The organism is Caulobacter hibisci (assembly GCF_016135805.1).
Lineage (GTDB): Bacteria > Pseudomonadota > Alphaproteobacteria > Caulobacterales > Caulobacteraceae > Caulobacter > Caulobacter hibisci.
Window position 1 is genome coordinate 182,897 of sequence record NZ_JADWOX010000008.1, and the last position, 24,223, is coordinate 207,119.

The following is a 24,223-nucleotide window of genomic DNA, read 5'->3' on the forward strand; positions in this document are numbered from 1 at the left end:
GAACGCTCTCTCAGGATTTAAGAAACTGGCCGCGCACGTAGACGAGCGGCGGCTTGGACTCGTCGATGCGGATGGAAACCACCCGGCCGACGAGGATCTCGTGGTCGCCGCCGTCGTGGGCGGCGTGCAGCTCGCATTCGACCGCCGCCACGCCGCCGGCCAGCACTGGAGCGGCGGTGGCGCCCGGCTCCAGGGCGGCCAGGGCGAAGCGGTCGTCGCAGCCCGACCTGGCGAAGGCGTAGGCCAGCTCGCCCTGGTCGGCGGCCAGGATGTTGACGCAGAACACCCCGGCCTCGCGCACGGCGGCCAGGGTGCGGCTCTCGCGCTTGAGGCAGGCCAGCACCAGCGGCGGGTCCATCGACAGCGACGAGAAGGCGCTGACCGTCGTGCCCGACAGCTGGCCATCCAGCGCCGTGGTCACCACCGTCACGCCGGCCGCGAAGCCGCCCATGGCCTTGCGGAACAGGGCGGGGTCGGTTGCGGCGGAGGCCAGGGCCACGCCCGTCACTCGCCCCCGAACGGGTTGTCGCCATAGACCGGCGGGGCGCGGTTTCCCGTCTCGGCCGTCTCGGCCCGGCCGCAGACCGCCAGGGCGGTCAGGGCGTAGACCAGGGCGCTGTCGACCAGGTCCTTAGGGGTCGGCCGCCAGCGGGCGAAACCCGTGGTGATGGCCGGGATGCGGTGCATGTTGAAGACGTTGTGGTCGCGCCACATGCTGGAATAGACCGGCGCGGCCTTGGCGACCGGGTGGCCCAGCGACAGCTGGGTGGCGACATCCACGGCCCCGACCAGCGGGGCCACCTCGGCGGCGTCGGCCTCGAAGCCGTGGCGTACGACCACCGGCTCGACCTCGATCCCGGCGATGCCCGTGGCCCGCACCATGGCCTCCAGCGAATGCTGGATGTCGGCCACGCGCTGGCGGGGGTTGAGGCCCACTTCCAGATAGAGGTTCACCCGCTCGGTGCCGGCCCCGAAAGCGTAGGGGATGCCGCCGCGGATCGAGGCCAGCTGCGACTTCGGCTGGGCCGTGCCGCCGGGGCTCTCATAGAGGCTGGCCTTCTCCCATTCGCCGCTCCAGGCGTGGATGGCTTCGGTCAGCTTGCCGATCTTGTAGAGCGGGTTGGGGTGCTCGGCGGCCGTGGCCGGGTGGGTCAGCAGCGGGGTGAACACCCCCTCGCCCCAGACCGTGATCTTGAACACCGCATAGCCGCAGCCGACCCAGGTCAGGCCGAAGTCGCAGCCCTCGGCGGCGATGGCGTAGTCGGGGGCGACGCCGCCGTGGTGGAACAGGTAGTGGGCGCCGATGTCCTTGCCCATATAGGCGATCCCGCGATGCTCCTCGATCGGCTCGGGGCCGATCTCGCCGGGGCAGGCGGTGAGATACATCTTGCCGGCCAGGTCGTAGCCGGCCGCCTTCAGCGCCTTGGCGGCGATCAGGAAACAGGCCATCGGCCCGCGGTCGTTGGCGATCGGATAGCCGTAGAGCTTGCCGTCCTCCAGCCAGCACTTCTCCCACTCGGGATTGGCCAGGGTCGAGGGGCTGTACTTGTAGGCGTCGAGGTCGGGATTCCAAGTCGGCGCCTCGGTGTCGAGGTGGGCGGTGAACAGCAGGTTCTTGCCGACACCCTTGCCGCCGTGCGTGCCGATGATGTTCGGGCGCTCGGGCGTGGCTCCCACCTTGCGCGGCGAGAAGCCCTCGCGCGCCATCCAGTCGTAGACGTAGTTGGCGACCTCCAGCTCCTTGCCCGAGGGGGCGGGGATGTTGCCCAGCGTCAGGGCCAGCTCGACGATCTCGCTTTCGCTGATCGCGGCGGCGATGGCGGCGCGGTCGGCTTCCGTGACCGCATAGGGCGCGGCGACGCCCGGAATGTTGGCGAACCCGTCGGCCATCACGCGGCCTCCTTCCAGGCTTTGGCGACCTCGACGCTGTCGGTGAGGATCGCGGTGTTCAGCGCCATGGTCTTCAGAGCCACCTCGTGCAGGTCAGGCTCGTAGGCGGCGCAGGCGTCGGCGGCGACGAAGACGTGGTAGTCGAGGTCGAAGGCGTCGGCGGCGGTGGCCGCCACGCAGCACTCGGTGGTCAGGCCGCAGACCACAAGCGTATCGACGCCCATGGCCTTCAGGCGGGCGTCGAGATCGGTGCCGACGAAGCCGCTGTAGCGGGTCTTGGCCACCACCAGTTCGCCCTGCGCCGGCTGAGGTCCGTAGAAGGCGCTGCCCGGCTGGCCGGCGCGGCACAGGGCCGCCTCGCTGTCGGGATCGCCGCCGCGACGGCGCATGCGCTCGTTCCACGACGGGCTGTCGCTTTCCGGCGACGTGAACAGGCCGACGAACACCACCGGCACGCCGGCCTCCCGCGCGACCGCGACCAGGGCCGCCGCCGCATCCACGGCCGGCCCTGCCATGCCCATGTCGACGCCATACTGGCCCAGCAGACCGTCTGGCGAGGCGAAATCGACCTGGATGTCGATCACCGCCAGCGCCGTGCGACCGGGCGCGATCCAGCCTGCGAAGTCGCTCACGAGAACACCGAGCGCAGGCCCGGCAGGATCTCCGAGCCGAACATCGAGAGGCCCTCCACATAGTCCGGGAAGATCAGCATCAGCCCGTCCAGCTCGCAGTCGGTGACGAAGGCCTGGACCTGCTCGGCGCAGGTGGCCGGCGAGCCGACCACGGTGTGGGTCATGAACGCGCCCTGCTGGGCGGCGACGCTCGACAGCTTCTCGGCCGGCACGCCCCAGCTTTCCAGCATGGCCAGGATGGCGCCCATATCGGCCCCGTCCTTGTAGCGCTGCACGAGAGCCTCGGCGCCGGCGTCGCTCTCGGCGTGGACGACGGTGCACATGGCGTAGGTCTTGATGGTCTTGCCCATGCCCTGGGCGGCGATCTTGGCCCGGCGGCTGGCGTCGCGGCGCTCCTCGGGCGTGCGGCCGCCGATGAAGCAGACATCGGCCTCGCGCACCGAGAACTGGAAGCCCCGGTCGCTCATGCCCGCGCAGACCAGCTCCGGACGCGGACGGCTGAGCGGCTTGGGCTTGGACTGGCAGTCCTTCATCGTGAAGAACCGACCGTCGAAATCGACGCTGTCCTCGCTCCACAGCCGCTTGACGATCTGGGTCCATTCCTCGGTCAGGACGTAGCGGTCGTCGTGGGTCAGGGCGTCGTCCCAGGCGCCCATCTGCGAGAACTCGCCGCGATAGGCCCCGGCGACGATGTTGAGGCCGGCGCGGCCGCCGCTGATGTGGTCGAGGGTGGCGATCATCTTGGCCGCCACGGCCGGGTTCTGCAGCAGCGGGTGGATGGTGGCCCAGATTCGGACGTTCTTGGTGGCCTCGGCGATGCCGGCCATCATCGTCACCGACTCCAGGGCCGTGCCCCAGTGGTCGGTCTCGCCGCCGAAGCCGCGGAACTTGCCCATCGACATGACGAAGTCCATGCCGACCTGGTCGGCGGCGACGGCCGCGGCCTTGTTGCTCTGGTAGAGGCCGTCGAGGGTCGGGGTGGTCTTGGAGATGATCCAGCCGCCGTTGGCCACCGGCAGGAAGACTCCGAAGTCCTTGTGCTTGGAAGGGCTGTGGAACATGGCGGACATCCTTGATTACGCGGCGTCTTGCAGAAGGGTCGGGACGGGTTCGGCGATGGGTTCGACCGAGGTCGCCTTGCGCGGCGGGCGCATGAACAGGGCGGCGACGAAGATCACCCCGATCACCGCGGCGAAAACCTGGAAGGTGGGGGCGAAGCCGCCCAGCTGGTCGCGCATCATGCCGCCGATCACCGGGCCCAGGGCCGAGACAGCGCCGACCAGGCAGACCAGCGAGAAGAGCTCGAGATTGTTCTTCCGGCCGTAGTAGTTGAGCAGCAGGATGCTGACGGCCAGCACGGTCATGCCAAAGCCGATGCCCACCCCGACGGCGAACAGCATCATCAGCGGCCAGGTGGTGGCGTGGGTCAGGGCCAGCAGGCCGACGGCCATGACGCCTTGTGCGCCCGCCAGCAGCCAGCGTGGATCGATGCGGTCGCCGACCAGACCCCCGCCCAGCCGCGCGGCCACCTGCATCAGGGATTCCAGGCTGATCGCCGAGATGGCGATGGTCGCCGGCACGCCCAGCTCGCCAAAGTGGCTGGGGGCGAGACTCACGGCGGTGACCCCGCCCAGCAGGTGGGCGAAATAGGCCGCCAGGATCACCCAGAACTGCGGGGTGCGGACGGCTTCCTTGACGGTCCAGTCGACGGCGGTGCGATAGACCTTGGTGGTCGCGGGCGCGTTCTCGACGTCCTCGGCGACGGCCTTGTCGGTCTCGGCGGCGGCGGCGTCGAGCCAGGCCTTGCCGCCGACCAGGGCGGTGCACAGCAGGCCGACGACCAGAGACGCGGCCGCCTGCATCCACCAGTAGGGCCGCCAGGCGCCGCCGGCGATCTCCATGCCGCTCAGGGCCATCCACGGCCCGACCACGCCGCCCAGCGAACCGACGGTGAAATAGATCCCGAACGGCAGGGCGCGCTTCTTGAACAACATGCCCAGCACGTGGGTGCCGGGGATCAGGGCCATCATCTGGTAGCCGACGCCCAGCAGGGCGGTGCCGAACAGATAGACGCCAAGGCCCGGCGTCGCCGCCAGGCACGAGAAGCCCGCCACCATCACCGCCGAGCCGGCGAGGATGGTCGGCCGCACCCCGAGCTTGCGGATCAGCAGGGCCGGCAGCCACGACGAGCCGCCACAGAACGCCCCCAGCAACGTGAAGCCCAGGAAGGCCGGGCCAAAACCCCAGCCCTGCTCCTTGATCATCGCCGGCAACACCACCCCCAGCGACGAGAAGGTCGAGGCGGTGATCAGGAACAGCAGCAGGGCGAAGACCGACAGGATCAGCCAGGCGCGCCAGGGCGAGGTCGACATATCTGAGGTTCCTTTTCGGGGGAAAAAGGAACGGCGCGTCCGTTGCAGCGAGCGCGCCGAACGGGGAACTAGAACTTGCGGGACAGGGTCACGCGCCACTCGCGGCCCTTGGAGGGCAGCGCGCCGAGGTTGGCGTAGGTGTCGGCGTCGGGCGTGAAGTAGAGCTTGTCGAACAGGTTATCGATGTTGACCGTGGCCGTGTACGGACCGCGCTCGTAATAGGCGCTGGCGTTGGCCACGGCGTAGGCCGGATAGACCACCGCGCCGGGGATCGTGCCCGAGGTCTTGGTGACGTGGGTCACGCCCAGGGTCGCGCCGACCTTGCCCCAGTCGTAGTCGTCGGAGGTGTAGGCGCCGTACAGGCTGACCACCGATTTCGGGATCAGGGTGTAGTCGTAGTCGCCGGTCCCGACGACGCTGCTGTAGCTCCACACCACGTAGGAGCCGCCAAAACCGTTGGCGCCCGAGACGCCCGCGGCCCAGGCCGGGATGTACTGGAACGAGGTGTCCGGCCCCTTGACCGAGGTGTGCTGGCTGTTGCCCGAGAAGGTGAAGCTGAAGTGCTCGCTGGCGAGGTAGCGGACCTCCAGCTCGACGCCCTTGGCGCGGGTGCCGGTGACCGTGCCGGCGATGCCGGTCAGCTGGGTGCGGTTTTGGCGATAGCCGGCCAGGGAGCCGACCAGCGTGCCGTTCAGCCACTGGAACTTGACGCCGGTCTCGGCCAGATCGCCGTCCGACAGCCAGGTGCCGTTGTTGACCAGGCCCGGGGCGATGTCGCCGGCCTGGCTCATCTCCAGCGACGAGGTCTCGGCGTAGGTGATGTAGGGCATCAGGCCCAGCGGCAGCTTGTAGGTAGCGCTGGCGGTATAGGTCCACTTGCCCTTCGACGCCTTCTGCTGGCCCGCCACGGTGTAGGACAGGTAGCCGGTGTCGTTGGAGGTGACGTCGTAGTCGTCGTAGCGGCCGCCGACCATCAGGTTCAGCTTTTCGCCGATCGTGATGTCGCTGGTGAAGAAGACGCCCAGGTCGGACCACTTGGAGCGGTTGTCGTTCTCCCACTCCACGCCGTCGCCGGCGTTGAACGGGCTGCCGATCAGGTCGGTGGCCGAGGCCCCGGCCGACAGGTCGCGGCGGTCCAGGGCGATCAGGCCGCTGTTGTAGCTTTCGCGGCGGCGGCCGTCGAAGTCGCGATAGGAGGCCCCGACGAACGACTTGGTGGTCACCGCCCCATCGAGGAAGTCGTGGGCGATGTTGTAGGTCAGGCGGGCTTCCCAGACCTGGCTGTCGAACCAGGCGGGATAGCCGTAGGACGAGAAGCGCTTGTTCTCCAGATCGTCGTAGAACAGCTGCAGCTTGATCGAACTATCGGCGCTGAGGTCCTTGGCCAGGTCCCAGTAGAAGGTGTTGGTGTTGGTTTTCGAGAAGTCGGCCTTGGAGACGTAGACGGTGCGCGGCGACAGCTTGGTCGTACCCACGCCGGTGTCCAGCGTGTGCTTGGCGTCGGTGGACGGGAAGCCGTAATAGGCCAGGTACATGGCGGCAGCGTACGGATAGTAGCCGATCTCGCTCGGCGTCAGCCGGCCGTTGCCGTCGCTGTCCACGAGGCTGGTGTCGCGGCCGGTGATGTAGGTGCCGTTGTCGATCAGGTCTTGCGTCAGGCGGTTCCAGCCCGCCGTCTGCACGTCGCCGTTCGAGTGGTAGAGCATCGCCCCCATGGCGGTGCTCCAGCCGTTGCCCAGGTCGAAGTCGGCCGAAATCTCGCCCGTCTGACGCTTGGGATAGATGCCGTGGTAGTAGCTGTGGCTGTCCTCGGCCTCGCCGTAGAGATAGACGCCGCCGACCACGTCGCCGAAGGCCACCGGCAGGCCGACCTGGGCCGTGGCGTTCTTCTTGTTGTAGCTGCCGTAGGTGGCCGTGACCTCGCCGGTCGGTTCCGACAGGTAGCCGCCTTCGTTCTTGCCCGATTTCGGAATGAAGTTCAGCAGGCCGCCGACCTTGCCGGGGCCGTAGATCGGGGTGGGCGGACCGCGCACGATCTGGATCTGTTCGGCAGCCCCGATCGGGGTGGAATAGGTGCCGCGGTTCTCGACCCGCTTGAAGCCGCGGAAGTAGTTCTCGGCCAGGGTGCCGCGGATGTTCAGCGAACCGGGCACGCCGTAGAAGCTGGCGGTGTAGGTGCCGGGCGAGACGGCGGTCAGGCCGTCGATGGTCTCGATGCCGTAGCGCTGCAGGGTCAGGTCGGAGACGAAGCTGGCCGAGCGCGGCGTCTCGATCAGCGGCTTGTCGAGGCCGAAGACCGTGTCGTTGGGCTGTTTCTCGATCAGGCCTGCCTTGTCGCGGGCCTTGACGACGATCTCGTCGACGGCGTCCGGCGCGGCGACAGGATCGGGCTCGGCCGCGTGCGCGGCGCCGGCCAGAGCGAGCAGAACGGCGGCGGAGCAGCCCGCCAGCAACATCCGTTGGTTCGACATGACGTCCTCGTTCGAGGCCGTCGCACCTTCCGCCCTCGGCGGTTATCCCCAGGCGCGACACCTCTTGGAGAAACCATCGCCTCACCGGTTCCGGACGTCCGGCGCGGCATCTGTAATTTCACTCAAAATGTTCGCGACGCCCAGGATTTGTCCCCCCGTGAGCGGCTTTCGCCCACCGGGGGACCAGAAAACTTGATCGAGGACGAACGAGATACCGACTCAAGCGCCGTGCGCCAGCCGCCCGGCCCAGAACAGCCGCGCCTGCGGCAGGCTCAGCCGCAGCGGTGGATCGCCCCTCCTCCCGTCATTCCCGCCTTTGTGGCGGGAAACCCTGGTTCCGATCGCACGTGAGGCGCAAGCGGCGTGCTGAGCACGCCGCCCCTGCTGCCCCTGCGGCTGATAGAGGGGTTCCCGCCACAAGGGCGGAATGACGGGAGAATGGGAAAGGTCGGGGCCGATCCCAGCGAGCGCCGGGGGACTTGGCGAACCGACCAGCGAGCACCTGACGAAAATGTAATCTCCAGCTGAAAGGCTCAGCTGTTTACAAACGTCTTACAACGCACCACGTTTCTATCCATGGTCGCGCTGAACACACCCCTGAGCGTCAGGTTGTCCGAGGAGGACGCCCTGTTCCTCGCCGGTCTCGAACTGGAGGGGGCGGTGACCTCCAGCGACAAGGTGCGCGGCCTGATCCGCCAGGCCCGCCAGCGCGCCCAGGCCCCCGCGACCTGGGACGCGGCCCTGGCCGCCGCCCACGACATCGCCGCCCCGGCCCTCAAGGCCCTGCGCGCGGCCGAGCTGGCCAGCGACCGTCACTCCACCGTCGCCCTGGCCTTGACCACCGCCGTCGAGGAGATGCTGGCCGTGCTGCTGGCCGCCCCGGCCGAGCTGGCCGGCGGCGATCCCGAACGCCTGGCCCGGCACGAGGCGCGTCTCGTCGACGCCGCCGCCCGCCTGACCGAACAGATGCTGCGCTGGGGCGTGACGACAAACGCCCCCGCCTACGATCCCACGATCGTCTCCCGCCGCGTCGCCGCCTTGGGCGAGCTGACCCGCCTGATCACCGCCGCGGCCGACAGGCCGACGGCCGCCTGACGAGGACCCGATGGCAGATTCCCTTCGCGCCCGGGTGGGACGCATCGTCAGCGGCGGGGCCCACGCCCTGATCGACGCCTTGGAAGACGTCATGCCCGACGCGCTCGGCCAGCAAGCTTTGCGCGAGGTCGACCAGGCCGTCGACGAGGTGCGCGCCGAGCTCGGCCGCGCCATCGCCGCCCGGCATCTGGCCGCCAAGCGCCTGACCGAGCAGTCCAGCCGCCACGACGACCTGTCGGCCCAGATCGAACTGGCCCTGTCTCAGGACCGCGAGGACCTGATCCGCGCCGCCCTAGAACACCAGCTCGACATCGAGGCCCAGGTCCCGGTGCTGGAGACCGCCGTCGCCGACGCCGCCCAGCGCCAGGCCGAGCTGGAAGGCTATCTCGCCGCCCTGCAGGCCACCCGCCGCGAGATGGCCGAGGACCTGACCGACCTGTCGGCCGCCCGCTCCAAGGCCCCCAAGCCGCCGACCGACGTCGAGCTGTCCCAGGGCGCCAAGCTGTCGGAACTGGAGCGCCTGGCCCGCCGCCACCGGGTGGAAGAGCGCCTGGCCGCCCTCCGCGCCGCCAGGCAGGAGGACTGACCGCGATGTGGAGCTTCCTGTCCGCCGACGGCAACACCCTGTTCCTGGCCGCCCTGCTGCTGATGCTGCTGATCGGCGCGGTCGAGGCCGCCGGCCTGGGCGCGGGCCTGGGCCATGACGGCCTGGACGGCCACGATCTCGACCATCCCTCGCTGCTGGGCTGGCTGAACGTCGGGCGCCTGCCGCTGTTGATGGTGATCGTGGTCTTCCTGTTCGCCTTCGGGACCGTCGGCCTGGTGCTGCAACAGCTGATCGCCGGGGTGTTTCGGCATCCCGCGCCGATCTGGATCGCCGGGCCGCTGGCTACGGCGGTCGCCCTGCCCTTCACCCGGGTGCTGGGGCGCCTGCTGGCCCGCGTCCTGCCCGGCGACGAGACCACCGCCGTCTCGCGCGAGACCCTGGTCGGCCGCGTGGCGACCATCGTCACCGGCCAGGCCAAGGTCGGCTCGCCCGCCCAGGCCCGGGTGCGCGACGCCCACGGCCAGGCCCACTACGTGATGGTCGAGCCCGACGAGGACGGCGAGGTCTTCGAACAGGGGACCAGCGTCATCATCGTCCGCAACGCCGGGGCCCGGTTCCTGGCCATCCGCAACGAAAGCGACGCCCTGCGCGAGCGCTGATCCCTTCCTCCCTTTTCCGCTTATCCAAACTTCGGGGGTTACCCACATGCCTGCCTTGATCGAAATCGGCGTCATCGCCGGCGGCAGCCTGCTCGGCCTGCTGATCCTGGGCCTGATCCTGGCCCGCCTCTACAAGCGCGCCTCCAAGGAGACGTCCTTCGTCCGCACCGGCTTCGGCGGCGAGAAGGTGGTGATGAACGGCGGGGCCCTGATCCTGCCGGTGTTCCACGAGACCATCCCCGTCAACATGAACACCCTGCGCCTGGCCGTGGCCCGCAGCGCCGAACAGGCCCTGATCACCAAGGACCGCATGCGCGTCGACGTGCTGGCCGAGTTCTATGTCCGCGTTCAGCCCAGCGCCGAGGCCATCGCCAGCGCCGCCCAGACGCTTGGCCAGCGCACCATGCACCCCGAGCAGCTGAAGGACCTGGTCGAGGGCAAGTTCGTCGACGCCCTGCGCTCGGTCGCTGCCGAGCTGACCATGACCGAGCTGCACGAGCAGCGCACCCACTTCGTCCAGAAGGTGCAGCAGGTCTCGTCCGAAGACCTGCTGAAGAACGGCCTGGAGCTGGAGACCGTGTCGCTGACCGGCCTCGACCAGACCGCCATGGAATATTTCAACCCGTCGAACGCCTTCGACGCCGAGGGCCTGACGCGGCTGACCGAGGAGATCGAGCTGCGCAAGAAGCTGCGCAACGACATCGAGCAGGACACCCAGGTGCAGATCCGCACCAAGAACCTCGAGGCCCAGCGCCGCACGCTGGAGATCAGCCGCGACGAGGAATACGCCAAGCTCGAGCAGGAGCGCGAGCTGGCCATCCGCCGCGCCGCCCAGGCCGCCGAGGTCTCGCAGAAGGAAGCCGAGAAGTCGCGCGAGGCCGAGGGCGCCAAGATCGCCGCCCAGCAGCAGATCGAGACCGCCAAGATCGAGGCCGACCGGGCCGTGGCCCAGCAGCGCATCGCCGTCGAGCAGGAACTGGGCGAGCGCGAGATCGCCAAGGAACGCGCCGTCGAGACCCAGACCATCGAGAAGGCCAAGGCCATCGAGCTGTCCGAACAGGACCGCGCCATCGCCGTCGCCGAGAAGTCGCGCGCCCAGTCCGAAGCCCAGGCCGACGCCGACAAGGCGCTGGCCCTCGCCGTCGCCGCCGAGGAGCAGGTCAAGACCGTCCGCGAACGCGAAGCCGCCGACCGCCAGAAGATCATCGAGCTGATCGAGGCGACCAAGGAGGCCGAGCGCGAGGCCATCGCCGTCAAGGTCGCCGCCGAGGCCGAGAGGACCGCCGCCGCCGACCGGGCCGAGGCCCTGCGCGAGGAAGCCAAGGGCGCGGCCGACAAGACCCGCATCGGCGCCGAGGCCGAGGCTCAGGCCGTGCGCCTGTCGGCCGAAGCCGCCCGCGTGCGCTACGCCGTCGACGCCTCGGGCCAGGAGGCCCTGAACAAGGCCGCCAACCTGCTGTCGGCCGACCAGGTGGCCATGGCCATCCGCATCAAGCTGATCGAGAACCTCGACCGGATCATCGCCGAGTCGGTGAAGCCGCTGGAAGCCATCGACTCAATCCGCATCGTCCAGGTCGACGGCCTGAACGGCGCGACCGGCGGGGCGGCCAACGACTCCGGGACCGGCGGTTCGGGCGGCGGCAACCTGGCCGACCAGGTGGTCAGCGGCGCCCTGCGCTACCGCGCCCAGGCCCCGCTGCTCGACCAGCTGATGGCTGAAGTGGGCCTGAACGGCGGAACCCTGTCGGGCCTGACCGCCCCGCTGGCCGAAGCCGCGCCGCTGTCGGTGGTCGAGGACGTTCCGGCCCCGCGCCGCGGCAAGAAGGCCAAGCCGGCCGCCATCGCCGCACCGGTTGAGACTGTCGAGGATGAAGCGGAGGAGGACGAGGAGGCGTAAGCCGCCTCTCCTGCCCTCTCCCTCAAACTAAGAAGTCATCGCCCGGACAAGCCGGGCGATGACTTTCTTTTTGTGGGGCTTCAGGGAAGCGCTCAGATCCGGTTGTACGGATACCGATCGCGGATCATCCGCTGAAAGAACCGCCCCTTGGAGCGGGCCCGCGTGAAGGCCGCGGTCACCCGTTCGGGCACGCCGACATAGACATATTCGTCGCCGTCGATGAACCGGACGAACAGCTTGCCGTGTTCGCGTTCGTAGTCGATCGCCTGGATCGCGGTGGAGTCCACAAGCATGCGCGAGACCTTTCCTGGAAAGGGTTCGGACGAGGGTCTTCGAAGCCGAAAGCGCATGGCGGGCCGGCTGGTTCCGAACAGAACCCGGACGGCTTTGAGCTTCTTGCGCGATTACGCTTAAGCTCCCGGCCGGCGGCCGTCCTTGCGCCGCCTCAAGAGGGGGAAACATCATGCAAAGCCACGCCCTGGTCGCCATCGTCACGCTGGCCGCCCTGATCTGCTACATCTGGATCACCCTGCGGGTCGGCGGGGCGCGCCGCCGCACCGGCATCCAGGCCCCGGCCATGACCGGCCACCCGGACCTCGAGCGCCACGTGCGGGTGCAGGCCAACACCCTGGAATGGCTGCCGATCTTCCTGCCGTCGCTGTGGCTGTTCGCCTGGTACTGGAGCGATCTGGTCGCCGCCGCGCTCGGCGTCGTCTGGATCCTCGGCCGGATCATCTACGCCCTGAGCTACACGGCCGATCCGAAGAAGCGTGGCCTGGGCTTCGCCATCCAGGGCCTGGCGACCTTCGCCCTGCTGCTGGGCGCCCTGGGGCGGGCGGTCTGGGTGGCGGTGACCGTGGGAATGTAGGGGAGCCGCCTTTCTCTCTTCTTCCCGTCATTCCCGCCCCTTGTGGCGGGAATGACGGGAGGATGGGGGTGGGAAGAGATCAAACGAAAGCCTATAGCCCAGCCATGGTCCTGCCCGTCGATCCCGCCCGCTACAGCGCCTTCCTGGCGGCCATGTTCGTCATGGCCATCACCCCGGGGCCGGCCAATCTGTTCGCCATCGCCACCGGCATGGAAAAAGGCAAGGGCGCGGCCCTGCTGGGCGTGGTGGGGATGAACACCGCCAGCCTCGTGTGGTTCGTCGCCGCGGCCCTGGGGCTGGGCGCCCTGATCGCCGCCTTCCCCCAGGCCTTCCACGTGCTGGCTATGGCGGGGGCGGCCTATCTGGTCTGGCTGGGGATAAAGTCGATTATCAGCGCCCTGAAGCCGGCCGGCGCGGAGGGCTCGGCCCTGGCGGCGGTGCGGACCTCGACCGGCCGCTCGGCTTTCCGCGACGGCTTCACCGTGCAGATCGCCAACCCGAAGATCCTGGTGTTCTTCGCCGGCGTGCTGCCGCCGTTCATCGACATCCACCGGCCGCTGGTCCCGCAGCTGATCATGTTCGCCTGCGCCACCATCGGCATGGACCTGATCAGCATGAGCGCCTACGGCCTGGGCGGCGCGGCCCTGGCGACGCGGATGAACGAGCCGGCCTTCCGCAAGGGATTCGGCCTGCTGGTGGGGGCGCTGCTGATCGGCGCGGCCTGCCTGATCGTCCTTCGCGGATAGGTCGCTTTTTTCCACTTTCGGAAACGGTTCGCCTTGGCGAAACCGTAAAGCTGCGCCATCCGTTACGGTACGGGAGTAACGAGTTGTCGCAAAGGAGCGCGCCATGTCCCAGAAAAAGGTCAAGTGGCTCGCGATCGCGGCGGTCGCCGCGGCGCTGAGCGCCTGCGCCACCGCCACCCCCTACCAGCCCGCCGTCCCCGGCCAGAAGGCGTCGGGCGGCTTCTCCGAGCTGCGCCTCGAAGGCGACCGCTATCGCGTCACCTTCGCCGGCAACAGCCTGACCGGCCGCGAGACCGTCGAGCGCTACCTGCTCTATCGCGCCGCCGAGCTGACCACCCAGCAGGGCTATGACTGGTTCGAGACCGCCGACCGTCGCACCGACCGTACGGCGCGCACGGTGATCGACGAGGATCCCTTCGGCCGTCCCGGCTTCGGCTACGGCTATCCCTACGGCTACTGGCGTCCGGCTTGGCGCTATTACGGCCCCCGCTACGGCGGCTGGCGCGCCTGGGACCCGTTCTGGGGCGACCCCTTCTTCGCCAACCGCGCCGAGATCCGCACGGTCGAGAAGTTCGAGGCCAGCGCCGAGATCGTCCTGCACAAGGGCGCCAAGCCGGTCGGCGACCCCCGCGCCTACGACGCCCGCGAGATCGTCAAGAACCTGGAGCCGAGCATCCAGCGGCCGGTGGCTGGCTGATCCTTTCCTTCTCCCCTTGCGGGAGAAGGTGTCATCCGAAGGATGACGGATGAGGGGTCGTACGAACGAAAAACGCCGCGACAGCCGATCAGCTGTCGCGGCGTTTCTGTACGTGCAACCCCTCACCCGACCCCACTTCGTGGGGCCACCCTCTCCCGCAAGGGGAGAGGGATCGTGACTAAGCCACGCAGGCCTCGAAGCCCTTCTTCAGCTCGGCTTCGTCCAGGTCGCGGCCGATGAAGACCATGCGGCTGTAGCGGTTGTCCTTGTCGGTCCAGGGACGCTGGAAGTCGCCTTCCAGGATCATGTGCACGGCCTGGAACACCAGGCGGCGCTCTTCACCCTTCACGTCGATGATGCCCTTGGCGCGCAGGATGTCGACGCCCTTGGCCGCCAGCAGGTTGTTGAGCCAGACGGTGATCTTCTGACCGTCGACCGGCTTGTCGAGGGTGAGGGAAATGCCTTTGACGCCATCGTCGTGGATGTCGCTCTTGTGGCCGTGATCATGACCGTGGTGATGGTCGTGACCGCAGTGTTCGTCATGCACGTGCCCATGGTCGTGATCATGATGATGGTGACCATGATCGTGGCCGCAGTGCTCGTCGTGCACGTGGCCCGGCTCGCCGTGGCCGGGGTTGAGGAAGTCCGGCTCCAGCTCGGTAATCCGCTCCAGGTCGAAGCTGTGCTTGCCGATGATGGCGCTCAGCGGGACGTTCGAGCGCTGGGCGCGGTGAATCGGGGCCAGCGGGTTGATCTTGCGGATCCGCGCCTCGACGTGGCGCAGGTCGTCCTCGCCCACGAGGTCGGTCTTGTTGAGCACGATCTGGTCGGCGAAGGCGATCTGCTCGACCGCTTCCTTGGAGTCCGACAGCCGCAGCATGATGTGCTTGGCGTCGACCAGGGCGGTGACCGAGTCGAGATAGGTGCGGGCCTTGACGTCCTCGTCGACGAAGAAGGTCTGGGCCACCGGGCCGGGATCGGCCAGGCCGGTGGTCTCGACGACGATGGCGTCGAAGCCGCCCTTGCGCTTCATCAGGCCCGACAGCACGCGGATCAGGTCGCCGCGCACCGTGCAGCAGACGCAGCCGTTGTTCATCTCGAACACTTCTTCGTCGGCCCCGACCACCAGGTCGTTGTCGATGCCGACCTCGCCGAACTCGTTGACGATCACGGCGTAGCGCTTGCCGTGCTCCTCGGTGAGAATGCGGTTGAGCAGCGTGGTCTTGCCGGCGCCGAGATAGCCGGTCAGCACGGTGACGGGGATCTTGCCGGAGGCGGAAGGAGCGGTCTGGGTCATGGCGGGTATTTAGTGGCCCTGGGGCGTGAGCGAAAGTCAGGTCTTCAGGAACGCCACCGCCAGGCCGACCAGCACCAGGGCCGCGCCAAGGATGGTCTCCTCGTAGCGCTCCAGCCAGTCGAGGTTCAGGCGGCGCACGCCGGCGAGACTCAGGCCCGTGAAGATCAGCATTCCGGCCGCCGTCGCCGCCAGCAGCACGACGCTGAGCAGCAGGAAGGCGCCCCAGCCGTGCTTCATCCCGGCCAGGTAATAGGGCAGGAAGGCCTCGCACGGCGACAGGGTCAGCAGCACGACCAGGGCCATGATCGCGGCGCGGTCCGAGGTGTAGGCGCGGCGGCCGGCCTCGGGCAGGCCGTGGCTGTGGCGGCCCCGCGCTATATAGAAGACGCCGACGGCGACCATCAGCCCGCCGACCACCCAGTGGAACAGGCCGCCGAGCTTGGGCTCCAGCGCCAGGCCGGCGACCACCAGGAACAGGCCCAGCAAGATGGTCAGGGCCACATGTCCCAGCCCCGCCAGCAGGGTGACGCTCAAGGTGCGGGCCGCCGACCATTTCTGCGCGCGGCCGACCAGCACGAACGGCAGCCAATGGGTTGGCAGGGCCGCATGCAGGAAGGCCACCATGAAGCCGGTAGCCGCGATCGAGGCGAAGAAGGCGGACGTCACGCCCGCGCTATAGCCTGTTACAAAATAACGAGCCAGGGGAGTCATGACGCTTCCGCCACGGGTCACATATTGAATCGCGCCAAGCGCTTGAGCGGCGTCCTTGGCCGTTGACTCACAGCCTTTCGGCGCTATAAGTGCGCCCCTCTCGCCCGCCGGGTTTCCTAGCGGGCGTTCCGTTATTTTGCGAACAGCACGTTATTTAAGGCGCTAACCTATGTACGCGGTCATCAAAACCGGCGGCAAGCAGTACCGGGTCCAAGCCGGCGACCTGCTGGTCGTCGAGAAGCTCGAAGGTCAACCCGGCGCGGAAGTCGCGTTCGGCGAAGTTCTGCTGCTGGGCGAAGGCGAGGCCGTGACGGTCGGCGCCCCCACCGTTGACGGCGCCGTCGTCAACGCCACCCTGCTCGAAACCCGCAAGGGCGAGAAGGTGAAGATCTTCAAGAAGATCCGCCGTCAGGGCTACCGCCGCACCCGCGGTCACCGCCAGACCGAGTCGGTCCTGCGCGTGACGTCGGTGGCCGGCGCCGGCAAGGAAACCAAGTGGGAAGGCGCCATCGACCTGACCCCGAAGGTCATCCTGAACGCCCGCGCCCGCGGCCTCGGCGACGCCGCCGTCCCGGCGACGATCCCGGAAGCTCCGGTCAAGGCCGAAGCCGCCCCCGCTCCGAAGAAGAAGGCCGCGCCGAAGAAGGCCGCGGCTTCGGAAGCTCCGGAAGCTGAAGCCTAAGATCCGCCAGGGTCTTTTTTGGAATTGATCTGACCCAGGTCCGCTCGCGGAAACCGGGTCAAAGATTAGGAGAGCATCATGGCTCACAAGAAATCTGGCGGCTCGTCGAGCAACGGTCGCGACTCGGAATCGAAGCGCCTTGGCGTAAAGAAGTTCGGCGGCGAGAAGGTTCTCGCCGGCAACATCCTCGTGCGTCAACGCGGCACCAAGTTCTACCCGGGCGCCAATGTCGGCATCGGCAAGGACCACACCCTCTTCGCTCTCGTGCAGGGCGCCGTGGGCTTCGTGACCAAGCGTAACAACCGTACCTACGTGACCGTGGCCCCGGTGGCCCAGGCCGCCGAATAGTACGATCAGAAGTCTCTCTTCGGATCGTGCTTCCTCAAGAAGACGATCCGGACGCGACGATTACGAAGCGGGGAGTCCGGACGCCGGACTCCCCGCTTTTGTTTTGTCCGCGCTCCACGAAATAGCCTTCACCCGGCAATTGGAGCGTCACGGTCCCGCACTATCTGAGGCGCGTCGGAGTATCGGCGCCTCGTCGTGAAGAAGGGCCGGGAAAGGGAGGCGCGCCATGTGCGTGATCGAAAGAAGTCCCGTCATCGAGACGCGGCGGCTGACGCTGCGGGCCCCGGACATGTCCGACGCGCCCCGCATCGCCAGCCTGGGCGCCGACTACGCCATCCCCAAGATGACCACCCGCATGCCCTGGCCCTACGGCCAGGCCGACGCGGCCGAGTTCGTGGCCCGCGTGCAGTCGCAGGACTGGAGCCGCTCGGCCACCTTCGCCATCGAGTTGGAAGACGCCGGCGTCGTCGGCGTGCTGGGCTTCTTCCCCAACGAGGACGGCCGGCTCGAGGTCGGCTACTGGATCGGCCGGCCGTTCTGGGGCCGCGGCCTGGCGACCGAGGCCCTGCAAGGCGCCCTGTCGTGGGCCACGCACGACTGGCGGCGCAAGCTGGTCGTCGCCGGCCACTTCGCCGACAACCCGGCCTCCGGCCAGGTGCTGGTCAAGGCGGGGTTCCTCTATACGGGCGTCGTCGAGGCCAAGCCGTCCGTGTCGCGCGGCGAGACCGTGCCGACGCGAATGATGGTTTGGCTGGCTTAGGGAAATAGATCCCTCTCTCTTTGAGAGAGGGAGGGGCCCACGCTGCAAGCGTGGGAGGGTGAGAGGTAACAAACTCACCGGATGAAGCTCGGCTTGGGTTTCCCGGCCAACGGTGAAACCCCTCACCCTCCCACCGCTTCGCGGCGGGCCCCTCCCTCTCCCTATGGAAGAGGGGTAAGGGAGCGGAGTGGGCAAACTCTGTACATCATGTAGAATGCCTACCCATAATATGGGAGGCATCATGCATCGTCGTATTCTGGGTCGCGTTCTCGCCGGTTTGGCGCTCGCTTTCGCCGTTGCGGCTCCCGCCGCCGCCCTGGCCGAGGCAAAAAAGCCGCTCTACCGCGACCCGGTGTTCGACGGCGCGGCCGACGTCTCGATCGCCTGGGACAAGACCGACAGGCTGTGGCGGATGTTCTACACCAACCGCCGCGCGACGCTGAAACTGGAAGACCCCAAGGACGTCGCCTGGCTGCACGCCACGGCCATCGGCGTGGCGACCTCGAAGGACGGCCTGTCCTGGAAATACGCCGGCACGGCGAACATTCCCGCCGCCTGCACCGGCCAGACCCTGTGGGCGCCGGAGATCTTCACCGAGAACGGCGTCCACCACATGTGGCTGACCGTGGTGCCGGGGATCTTCCACCGCTGGAACCTGCCGGAGGCGGGCGCGAAGATCGTCCACCTCACCTCGACCGACCTCAAGGCCTGGACCTGCGCCGACACGCTCGAGCTAGGCTCGGACCGGGTGATCGACGCCGGCGTCATCAAGGCCCCGCAGGGCGGCTATCGCCTGTGGTTCAAGGACGAGCGCAAGAACAGCCGCATCTTCGTCGCCGACAGTCCCGACCTGAAGACCTGGACCCTCCAGCCGGCCTTCGTTGCCGACTTCGCCGGCGAGGGCCCCAAGGTGTTCTTCTTCGGAGGCTGGTGGTGGATGATTGCCGACGCCTGGAAGGGCCTGGCCGTGCTGCGCTCCAAGGACGCCGTGACCTGGGAGCGCCAGAGCGGCTTCATCCTCGACAAGCCGGGCAGCCAGCCAACCGACCGCGACCTCGGCCACCACCCCGACGTCGTCGTCAACGACGGCCGGGCGCTGCTCTACTACTTCGTCGGCCAGGGCAAGGAAAACGAGGCCAAGACCGACCCGACCTGGAACCAGCGCACGGTGATCCAGCTGGCGGAGCTGAAGGTGAAGGACGGGTGGCTGGCGGTGGATCGCGAGGCGGCCGTGACCAAGGGGCTGAAGAGGCCGAAATAGAAGAACCTCCCCCTCTGGGGGAGGCGGCCGAAGGCCGGTGGGGGGCCGTTTTCAGCTGCCGCTGAGGGGGCGATCTCCAACCACTCCCCCCACCGATCGCTTCGCGATCACCTCCCCCACAGGGGGAGGTTCCTGGCACCCAAGCCTCAGGCCGCCCGGTGCGTGTGGATCACCTTCTGCGGGCCCTCGCGGAAGCGCTTTTCCGCCGTGACGATCCGCTCGCACAGGGCGTCCAGATCGCTCAGCAGCGAATAGGTGGCGTAGATCGGGATCTCCATCATCGCCACCTGAGCCCGGGGCATGAACTCGCAGTACTTCTTCCACGAGATGTGGTTGTCGCGGGCGTTCATGGCGCGCTGGCCCAGCGGATTCCACAGGTCCAGGTCCATCAGCTCGTCCCGGCACTCCTTCATCACCGGCAGGGCGATGTAGAGGAACAGGAAGGTCGGGGTGGCGGCGCGGCTGAACTGCGGCTGCACCTGCATGTGCCAGATGCGGAAGGCCTCGAAGAAGTTGGCCTTGCGGGTCGGATCCGGCGGCAGCCAGGTGGCGTCCTGGTTGATGACCTCGGCGGCGCTGGCCGCGCGCTTGACCAGGTCGTCGGCGCTGCGGCCGCCGGCCATGGTCTTGGACAGGGCGCCGACCGGGATGTTCAGCTTGCGGGCCACGTCAGTGAAGCTGACCTGCTGGCCGCCCATCGGCGTGAACTGGCCGAAATTGGGCGCGTTGGGCGCCTTGGCGCGGCGGAAGGCGGCGGCCTCGTGGGCCAGCTTCTGCTCTTCGCGCTTCTTCTCGGCCTGTTGGCGGTCGAAGTCGGCCTCGTGCGCGGCCTGCTCGTCCGGCGTCATCCAGCGGGCGCGGCCGGGGCCGTAGGTGCGCTCGAGCCGGTTGATCAACACCAGCACGTGGTTTTCGGTCGGCCGCGGGCCGATGTCGCCGAGGAAGGCGCGGAAGTCGCGCCAGGTTCCGGTCACGCCGGTGCCGCGGCTCATCAGGATGTTGCGGTGGATCGAGGCCTCGCCCGCATATTTGCGGCAAAGCGTCTGCAGCGTCAGCCCCTGCAGGTCTTGATCCAGTTCGCTTCTGACGTTCGCGTTCGACAACGCCAGCCTCCCCGCCCACGTGAAATAGAGAATTCTCGCCCCGGGACCGTTTGTCGCACCTCGACGTTTAACATTTCGTCACGATAGCGAACAGCGTTCACAGCAGCGTTTCTTTGTCGCATTCCCGACACGGGAAGCGTCCGAACGCACTTTCCCAGGGTTGGCCCAAGTCCATTTCGCTCGACGCGAAACCCCGCTTGAGACAAAAGACGCCCATGAAATTCCTGGATCAATGCAAGATCTTCATCCGCTCCGGAAACGGCGGCGGCGGGTCGGTGTCTTTCCGACGCGAGAAGTACATCGAATACGGCGGCCCCGACGGCGGGGACGGCGGTCGCGGCGGCGACATCTGGATCGAGGCCGTCGAAGGCCTGAACACCCTGATCGACTACCGCTACCAGCAGCACTTCAAGGCCGGCACCGGCGTGCACGGCATGGGCCGCCAGCGCCACGGCGCGGCCGGCGACGACATCGTGCTGAAGGTTCCGGTCGGCACCGAGGTGCTCGACGAGGACAAGGAGACCCTGATCGTCGACCTCGACGAGCCGGGCATGCGCGTGCTGCTGGCCAAGGGCGGCAACGGCGGCTGGGGCAACCTGCACTTCAAGGGCCCGGTCAACCAGGCCCCGATGTGGGCCAATCCCGGCCAGGACGGCGAGGAGCGCTGGCTGTGGCTGCGCCTCAAGCTGATCGCCGACGTCGGCCTGGTGGGCCTGCCCAACGCGGGCAAGTCGACCTTCCTCGCCGCAGCCAGCGCCGCCAAGCCGAAGATCGCCGACTATCCCTTCACCACCCTGACCCCGAACCTGGGCGTCGTGGACCTGTCGACCAGCGAGCGCTTCGTCCTGGCCGACATTCCCGGCCTGATCGAGGGCGCGTCGGAAGGCGCAGGGCTCGGCACCCGGTTCCTGGGCCACGTCGAGCGTTCGGCGACCCTGATCCACTTGGTGGACGCCACCCAGGATGACATCGTCGAGGCCTGGACCACGATCCGCGGTGAGCTCGAGGCCTATGGCGACGAGCTGGCCGTGAAGGCCGAGATCCTGGCGCTGAACAAGATCGACGCCCTCGATGAGGAAACCCGCCTGGCCAAGCAGGCCGAGCTGGAAGCCGTGGCCGGCGTCAAGCCGTACCTGATCTCCGGCGTGTCGGGCGAAGGCGTCACCGAACTGCTGCGGGCCGCCTACAAGCAGGTCCGCATCCGTCGCGGCGACGCGGTGGCCGATATCGAGGACGACGAGGACCACGTCGAGGAGACGCCCGGAGGCTGGCAGCCGTGAACCTGGGGGTCGGGGGACCTCTGGGCCGCGCCCGGAGGATCGTGTTCAAGGTCGGCTCGGCCCTGCTGGTCGACGCCGCCACTGGCGCGGCCAACCGGCCGTGGCTGGAGGCCTTCTGCGCCGACGCCGCGGCCCTGCGCGCGGCCGGCAAGCAGGTGGTGGTGGTCTCGTCCGGCGCGGGGGCCTTGGGTCGCCGCCGCCTGGGCCTCTCCGGCCGCAAGATCACCCTGCCCGAGAAGCAGGCCGCCGCCGCCGCCGGCCAGAGCCTGCTGATGCGGGCCTGGGAGGAGGCGTTCGAGCCGCACGGCGTCGGCGTCGCCCAGATCCTGATGACCCGCGACGACACCGAGACCCGCCGCCGCTGGCTGAACGCCCGCGCCACGGTCGAGACCCTGCTGTCCTTGAGCGTCGTGCCCGTGGTCAACGAGAACGACACGGTGGCCACCGAAGAGATCCGCTACGGCGACAACGACCGCCTGGCCGCCCGCGTCGCCCAGCTGGCCGGCGCCGACCTGCTGGTGCTGCTGTCCGACATCGACGGGCTCTACACCGCCGATCCGCGCCGCGACCCGACCGCCACCCACATCGCTCGCGTGACCGAGATCACGCCGGAGATCGCCGGCATGGCCGAGGGCGCCAACGCCTCGGCCGGGGTCGGCACCGGCGGCATGGCCACCAAGATCGCCGCCGCCCGCATCGCCCGCGCCGCCGGCTGCGCCACCCTGATCACCCTGGGCTCGCGCCCGCGTCCGCTGGCCGCCATCGAGGAGGGCGCGCCCGCCACCCTGATCGAGGCCGGCGCCTCGCCCGCCGCGGCCTACAAGGCCTGGATCGCCGGCTCGCTGGCGCCCCAGGGCTGGCTGACCGTCGACGCCGGCGCCGCCGCCGCCCTGGCCAAGGGGAAAAGCCTGCTGTCGGCCGGGGTCCGCGCCGTCGAGGGCCCGTTCGACAAGGGCGACGCCGTCCGCGTCCGCGACGAGACCGGCCACGAGGTCGCCCGCGGCCTCGTCCGCTACGACAGCGCCGACGCCCACAAGATCGCCGGCCTGCGCAGCGACGCCATCGAGGCCGAGCTAGGCTTCACCGAAGGCCCGATGATCCACGCCGATGACCTGGCGGTGGGTTCGTAATCTTTCTCCCCTAGCGGGAGAAGGTGGCGGCGAAGCCGACGGATGAGGGGTCGAAAGGCCTCTCCGCCAACGCCTGAGAGACCCCTCACCCGACCTCCCTCCGGGAGGCCACCCTCTCCCGCAAGGGGAGAGGGATTATTTCAGAAACCCCTCCACCGCCTTGGCGAACGCCTCCGGCTGGTCGGCCATGATGAAGTGGCGGCTGTTGTCGACCCGCACCAGCGTCACGCCGGGCAAGGCGGCGTATTCTCGCGTCCACAGGGCGGAGACCACGCCGGGCGGCAGCGCGCTCTCGGGATCGACGGCGTAGACGGCGGTCACCGGCAGCTTCAGCGCCGCCAGGCCCGGCCGGGCGTCCAGCGTCATCACCTCCGACAGCGCCTTGGCCACGGCCCGGCGGTCGGAGGCCAGCGACCAGGCGACGATGGCCTCCTGCGTGGCCGGGGTGCGCGACAGGCCCTTGGCGGTGGCGGCCTGCTGGGCGGCGAAGGCCTCCGGGCTGGCCGACAGGACGCCCGCGGCCATGCGGTCGGCGAACGGTCTGGCGCTCTGCGCCGTGGCGGTCGGACCGAACATGGCGCTGTAGAACGGCAGGCTGTCGACGGTCATCAGCCGGCCGACCAGCTCCGGATGGCGCTGAGCCAGCAGCAGGCCCGACAGGCCGCCCATCGAGTGGCCGATCACCGCCGGCTTCGACAGTCCGGCCGCGCGGACATAGTCGGCCAGCGCCTCGACCGCCGGATCGACGAACGGCCCGTCGCCGCCGCTCCAGGCCTGGCCGGCGAAGCCCGACAGCTGCACCAGGTGGACGCGATGCGTGGCCTTCAGCCGGTCGGCCAGCGGCCGGAACGCTTCGCGCGACGAGGCCAGGCCCGGGATCAGGATCACGTCCGGCCCCTGCCCCACCACCTCGACCGTCAGCCGATCGGCGGTGAAGCCGGCCGGCGCGGCGCGGGCGGCGGCCACGGCCAGGCCAAGGCCCAGCAGGGCGGCCAGGATGATGACGCAGGCGCGCGCGATCGCGCGGCCGCCAAGGATGGCGAACGACATGGCTCTCTCCAGTCTTCGTTGTTTTGGGGAAACGACGTCCTCAGCGGACGTGCGGGTTCTCGAAGATCTCTTCGATCGGCCGCTCGAACACGGCGGCGATGCGGTAGGCCAGATCGAGCGAGGGATCGTGCTTCTCGGTCTCCAGGGCGTTGACCGCCTGCCGCGAGACGTTGAGCACCTGGCCCAGCTGTTCCTGGGTCCAGCCGCGCTCGATGCGCAGCAGCTTCAGGCGGTTCTTCATCGCGTGCTCCGGATGAACGGCGAGACGACGCCGAACGCCCCCCAGAACAGCGGATAGATCAGCCAGCCCGGCGCGTGCGGGGCATGGGCGTAGCTCTCGCCGAAGCCCCAGACCGAGAACAGCGCCATGGCCACGCCCGCCGCCACGATGAACTGCCGGGCCACCAGGGCGCGCACGAACTCGTCGGACTCCGACATCAGGGCCAGGGTCGCCCAGATCTGCCCGACCACCGGCGCCGAGACCACCAGGGCCAGCGCCCAGGCGGCGACAGGGGACCTGATGTCGTCGAAGGCGCCGAAGATCGCTCCGACATTGACCAGCACGTAGGGCGCCATGAACGCCCAGGTCCTGATCGCGTAGCGCTTGTGCGCCGAAGTCTGGAACTTGCCGATCGCCAGCATGGCTCGCCTCCCGTTGATGTAAGGCAAACCTGACACGGACAAAATGTCATGTCAACCTGACACAATGTCAGGAAAACACGACCTC

26 protein-coding genes are annotated in these 24,223 nt (G+C 68.5%); 13 read left to right on the forward strand and 13 right to left on the reverse strand.

What is annotated here, in order from left to right:
• Positions 1 to 10: 10 nt before the first annotated feature.
• From I4Q42_RS13525 to I4Q42_RS13550, 6 genes are read right to left on the reverse strand one after another with little or no spacing between them, the layout of a single operon-like run.
• Positions 11 to 499: a flavin reductase family protein gene (locus tag I4Q42_RS13525; RefSeq protein WP_332873079.1), complete on the reverse strand. Its 489-nt coding sequence runs from the start codon at positions 497 to 499 to the stop codon at positions 11 to 13.
• A 5-nt stretch (positions 500 to 504) separates the two neighbouring features.
• On the reverse strand, positions 505 to 1,890 hold the full coding sequence (locus tag I4Q42_RS13530) for a zinc-binding metallopeptidase family protein (RefSeq protein ID WP_198576597.1): 1,386 nt from the start codon (positions 1,888 to 1,890) through the stop codon (positions 505 to 507).
• Positions 1,890 to 2,522 carry a cysteine hydrolase family protein gene (locus I4Q42_RS13535; RefSeq protein WP_198576598.1) on the reverse strand — a complete coding sequence of 211 codons (633 nt, stop codon included), beginning with the start codon at positions 2,520 to 2,522 and terminating at the stop codon, positions 1,890 to 1,892. The genes I4Q42_RS13530 and I4Q42_RS13535 overlap by 1 nt, the downstream gene beginning before the upstream one ends.
• On the reverse strand, positions 2,519 to 3,583 hold the full coding sequence (locus I4Q42_RS13540; protein ID WP_198576599.1) for an LLM class flavin-dependent oxidoreductase: 1,065 nt from the start codon (positions 3,581 to 3,583) through the stop codon (positions 2,519 to 2,521). Before I4Q42_RS13540 ends, I4Q42_RS13535 begins: the two co-directional genes overlap by 4 nt.
• Positions 3,584 to 3,598: 15 nt before the next feature.
• The gene (locus I4Q42_RS13545; protein ID WP_198576656.1) at positions 3,599 to 4,942 is read right to left on the reverse strand and encodes an MFS transporter; all 1,344 of its coding nucleotides are present in this window, start codon (positions 4,940 to 4,942) and stop codon (positions 3,599 to 3,601) included.
• Positions 4,943 to 4,962: 20 nt separating this feature from the next.
• A complete protein-coding gene (locus I4Q42_RS13550; protein WP_198576600.1) occupies positions 4,963 to 7,365 on the reverse strand; it encodes a TonB-dependent siderophore receptor in 2,403 nt (800 codons plus the stop codon).
• A gap of 609 nt (positions 7,366 to 7,974) precedes the next feature.
• On the opposite strand from I4Q42_RS13550, the gene I4Q42_RS13555 reads away from it, so the two are divergent.
• Genes I4Q42_RS13555 through I4Q42_RS13570 form a run of 4 tightly spaced genes read left to right on the forward strand, consistent with a single transcriptional unit; the run spans position 7,975 to position 11,563 of the window.
• Positions 7,975 to 8,460, forward strand: a complete 486-nt coding sequence (locus tag I4Q42_RS13555; protein WP_232793102.1) for a hypothetical protein — start codon at positions 7,975 to 7,977, stop codon at positions 8,458 to 8,460.
• 10 nt (positions 8,461 to 8,470) lie between these two features.
• Positions 8,471 to 9,046, forward strand: coding sequence for a PspA/IM30 family protein (locus tag I4Q42_RS13560; protein WP_198576602.1), 576 nt, complete (start codon positions 8,471 to 8,473; stop codon positions 9,044 to 9,046).
• A gap of 5 nt (positions 9,047 to 9,051) precedes the next feature.
• A complete protein-coding gene (locus tag I4Q42_RS13565; protein WP_198576603.1) occupies positions 9,052 to 9,666 on the forward strand; it encodes a YqiJ family protein in 615 nt (204 codons plus the stop codon).
• Between the two features lie 46 nt (positions 9,667 to 9,712).
• Positions 9,713 to 11,563 carry a flotillin family protein gene (locus I4Q42_RS13570; protein ID WP_198576604.1) on the forward strand — a complete coding sequence of 617 codons (1,851 nt, stop codon included), beginning with the start codon at positions 9,713 to 9,715 and terminating at the stop codon, positions 11,561 to 11,563.
• A 92-nt stretch (positions 11,564 to 11,655) separates the two neighbouring features.
• Here I4Q42_RS13570 and I4Q42_RS13575 read toward each other — a convergent pair whose 3' ends face one another.
• The gene (locus tag I4Q42_RS13575) at positions 11,656 to 11,856 is read right to left on the reverse strand and encodes a KTSC domain-containing protein (RefSeq protein ID WP_198576605.1); all 201 of its coding nucleotides are present in this window, start codon (positions 11,854 to 11,856) and stop codon (positions 11,656 to 11,658) included.
• Positions 11,857 to 12,026: 170 nt separating this feature from the next.
• On the opposite strand from I4Q42_RS13575, the gene I4Q42_RS13580 reads away from it, so the two are divergent.
• The 3 genes from I4Q42_RS13580 to I4Q42_RS13590 all read left to right on the forward strand — a co-directional run bounded on the left by I4Q42_RS13580 (position 12,027) and on the right by I4Q42_RS13590 (position 13,874).
• Positions 12,027 to 12,431, forward strand: a complete 405-nt coding sequence (locus I4Q42_RS13580; RefSeq protein WP_232793103.1) for an MAPEG family protein — start codon at positions 12,027 to 12,029, stop codon at positions 12,429 to 12,431.
• Between the two features lie 62 nt (positions 12,432 to 12,493).
• Positions 12,494 to 13,177, forward strand: a complete 684-nt coding sequence (locus I4Q42_RS13585; RefSeq protein ID WP_408611069.1) for a LysE family translocator — start codon at positions 12,494 to 12,496, stop codon at positions 13,175 to 13,177.
• 103 nt (positions 13,178 to 13,280) lie between these two features.
• A complete protein-coding gene (locus I4Q42_RS13590; protein WP_198576607.1) occupies positions 13,281 to 13,874 on the forward strand; it encodes a CC0125/CC1285 family lipoprotein in 594 nt (197 codons plus the stop codon).
• Between the two features lie 178 nt (positions 13,875 to 14,052).
• Here the strand turns inward: I4Q42_RS13590 and I4Q42_RS13595 are convergent, their stop codons facing one another.
• Positions 14,053 to 15,171 (reverse strand): CobW family GTP-binding protein, encoded by a 1,119-nt coding sequence (locus I4Q42_RS13595; RefSeq protein ID WP_198576608.1) that lies wholly within the window; start codon positions 15,169 to 15,171, stop codon positions 14,053 to 14,055.
• Positions 15,172 to 15,207: 36 nt separating this feature from the next.
• On the reverse strand, positions 15,208 to 15,837 hold the full coding sequence (locus I4Q42_RS13600) for a hypothetical protein (protein ID WP_198576609.1): 630 nt from the start codon (positions 15,835 to 15,837) through the stop codon (positions 15,208 to 15,210).
• A gap of 214 nt (positions 15,838 to 16,051) precedes the next feature.
• On the opposite strand from I4Q42_RS13600, the gene rplU reads away from it, so the two are divergent.
• The 4 genes from rplU to I4Q42_RS13620 all read left to right on the forward strand — a co-directional run bounded on the left by rplU (position 16,052) and on the right by I4Q42_RS13620 (position 18,933).
• Positions 16,052 to 16,564 carry a 50S ribosomal protein L21 gene (gene rplU / locus I4Q42_RS13605; protein ID WP_198576610.1) on the forward strand — a complete coding sequence of 171 codons (513 nt, stop codon included), beginning with the start codon at positions 16,052 to 16,054 and terminating at the stop codon, positions 16,562 to 16,564.
• Between the two features lie 78 nt (positions 16,565 to 16,642).
• Complete coding sequence (rpmA, locus tag I4Q42_RS13610) at positions 16,643 to 16,912, forward strand: 50S ribosomal protein L27 (RefSeq protein ID WP_198576611.1); 270 nt, start codon at positions 16,643 to 16,645, stop codon at positions 16,910 to 16,912.
• Positions 16,913 to 17,138: 226 nt separating this feature from the next.
• Positions 17,139 to 17,672: a GNAT family N-acetyltransferase gene (locus I4Q42_RS13615; RefSeq protein ID WP_198576612.1), complete on the forward strand. Its 534-nt coding sequence runs from the start codon at positions 17,139 to 17,141 to the stop codon at positions 17,670 to 17,672.
• Positions 17,673 to 17,913: 241 nt separating this feature from the next.
• Entirely contained in the window at positions 17,914 to 18,933 is a 1,020-nt protein-coding gene (locus I4Q42_RS13620; RefSeq protein WP_232793104.1) for a glycoside hydrolase family protein, read from the forward strand.
• Positions 18,934 to 19,079: 146 nt separating this feature from the next.
• Here I4Q42_RS13620 and I4Q42_RS13625 read toward each other — a convergent pair whose 3' ends face one another.
• Positions 19,080 to 20,036: a hypothetical protein gene (locus I4Q42_RS13625; RefSeq protein ID WP_198576613.1), complete on the reverse strand. Its 957-nt coding sequence runs from the start codon at positions 20,034 to 20,036 to the stop codon at positions 19,080 to 19,082.
• 215 nt (positions 20,037 to 20,251) lie between these two features.
• Between I4Q42_RS13625 and obgE the strand changes: the two genes are divergently transcribed.
• The gene (obgE, locus tag I4Q42_RS13630; RefSeq protein ID WP_198576614.1) at positions 20,252 to 21,316 is read left to right on the forward strand and encodes a GTPase ObgE; all 1,065 of its coding nucleotides are present in this window, start codon (positions 20,252 to 20,254) and stop codon (positions 21,314 to 21,316) included.
• Positions 21,313 to 22,446 (forward strand): glutamate 5-kinase, encoded by a 1,134-nt coding sequence (gene proB / locus I4Q42_RS13635; RefSeq protein ID WP_198576615.1) that lies wholly within the window; start codon positions 21,313 to 21,315, stop codon positions 22,444 to 22,446. Before obgE ends, proB begins: the two co-directional genes overlap by 4 nt.
• A 135-nt stretch (positions 22,447 to 22,581) precedes the next feature.
• On the opposite strand, the gene I4Q42_RS13640 is transcribed toward proB, so the two are convergent.
• Genes I4Q42_RS13640 through I4Q42_RS13650 form a run of 3 tightly spaced genes read right to left on the reverse strand, consistent with a single transcriptional unit; the run spans position 22,582 to position 24,138 of the window.
• Positions 22,582 to 23,496 (reverse strand): alpha/beta fold hydrolase, encoded by a 915-nt coding sequence (locus tag I4Q42_RS13640; RefSeq protein ID WP_198576616.1) that lies wholly within the window; start codon positions 23,494 to 23,496, stop codon positions 22,582 to 22,584.
• 40 nt (positions 23,497 to 23,536) lie between these two features.
• Positions 23,537 to 23,737, reverse strand: coding sequence for a helix-turn-helix transcriptional regulator (locus I4Q42_RS13645; protein ID WP_198576617.1), 201 nt, complete (start codon positions 23,735 to 23,737; stop codon positions 23,537 to 23,539).
• On the reverse strand, positions 23,734 to 24,138 hold the full coding sequence (locus I4Q42_RS13650; RefSeq protein ID WP_198576618.1) for a hypothetical protein: 405 nt from the start codon (positions 24,136 to 24,138) through the stop codon (positions 23,734 to 23,736). The genes I4Q42_RS13645 and I4Q42_RS13650 overlap by 4 nt, the downstream gene beginning before the upstream one ends.
• Positions 24,139 to 24,223 lie beyond the last annotated feature (85 nt).

Coding starts and splice junctions, on each gene's coding strand:
- I4Q42_RS13530 (WP_198576597.1), bottom strand. CDS start 1,890: ATGGCCGACGGGTTCGCCAACATTCCGGGCGTCGCCGCGCCCTATGCG.
- I4Q42_RS13540 (WP_198576599.1), bottom strand. CDS start 3,583: ATGTTCCACAGCCCTTCCAAGCACAAGGACTTCGGAGTCTTCCTGCCG.
- I4Q42_RS13550 (WP_198576600.1), bottom strand. CDS start 7,365: ATGTCGAACCAACGGATGTTGCTGGCGGGCTGCTCCGCCGCCGTTCTG.
- I4Q42_RS13560 (WP_198576602.1), top strand. CDS start 8,471: ATGGCAGATTCCCTTCGCGCCCGGGTGGGACGCATCGTCAGCGGCGGG.
- I4Q42_RS13565 (WP_198576603.1), top strand. CDS start 9,052: ATGTGGAGCTTCCTGTCCGCCGACGGCAACACCCTGTTCCTGGCCGCC.
- I4Q42_RS13570 (WP_198576604.1), top strand. CDS start 9,713: ATGCCTGCCTTGATCGAAATCGGCGTCATCGCCGGCGGCAGCCTGCTC.
- I4Q42_RS13575 (WP_198576605.1), bottom strand. CDS start 11,856: ATGCTTGTGGACTCCACCGCGATCCAGGCGATCGACTACGAACGCGAA.
- I4Q42_RS13580 (WP_232793103.1), top strand. CDS start 12,027: ATGCAAAGCCACGCCCTGGTCGCCATCGTCACGCTGGCCGCCCTGATC.
- I4Q42_RS13585 (WP_408611069.1), top strand. CDS start 12,494: ATGGGGGTGGGAAGAGATCAAACGAAAGCCTATAGCCCAGCCATGGTC.
- I4Q42_RS13590 (WP_198576607.1), top strand. CDS start 13,281: ATGTCCCAGAAAAAGGTCAAGTGGCTCGCGATCGCGGCGGTCGCCGCG.
- I4Q42_RS13595 (WP_198576608.1), bottom strand. CDS start 15,171: ATGACCCAGACCGCTCCTTCCGCCTCCGGCAAGATCCCCGTCACCGTG.
- rplU (WP_198576610.1), top strand. CDS start 16,052: ATGTACGCGGTCATCAAAACCGGCGGCAAGCAGTACCGGGTCCAAGCC.
- rpmA (WP_198576611.1), top strand. CDS start 16,643: ATGGCTCACAAGAAATCTGGCGGCTCGTCGAGCAACGGTCGCGACTCG.
- I4Q42_RS13615 (WP_198576612.1), top strand. CDS start 17,139: ATGTGCGTGATCGAAAGAAGTCCCGTCATCGAGACGCGGCGGCTGACG.
- I4Q42_RS13620 (WP_232793104.1), top strand. CDS start 17,914: ATGCATCGTCGTATTCTGGGTCGCGTTCTCGCCGGTTTGGCGCTCGCT.
- obgE (WP_198576614.1), top strand. CDS start 20,252: ATGAAATTCCTGGATCAATGCAAGATCTTCATCCGCTCCGGAAACGGC.
- I4Q42_RS13640 (WP_198576616.1), bottom strand. CDS start 23,496: ATGTCGTTCGCCATCCTTGGCGGCCGCGCGATCGCGCGCGCCTGCGTC.
- I4Q42_RS13645 (WP_198576617.1), bottom strand. CDS start 23,737: ATGAAGAACCGCCTGAAGCTGCTGCGCATCGAGCGCGGCTGGACCCAG.
- I4Q42_RS13650 (WP_198576618.1), bottom strand. CDS start 24,138: ATGCTGGCGATCGGCAAGTTCCAGACTTCGGCGCACAAGCGCTACGCG.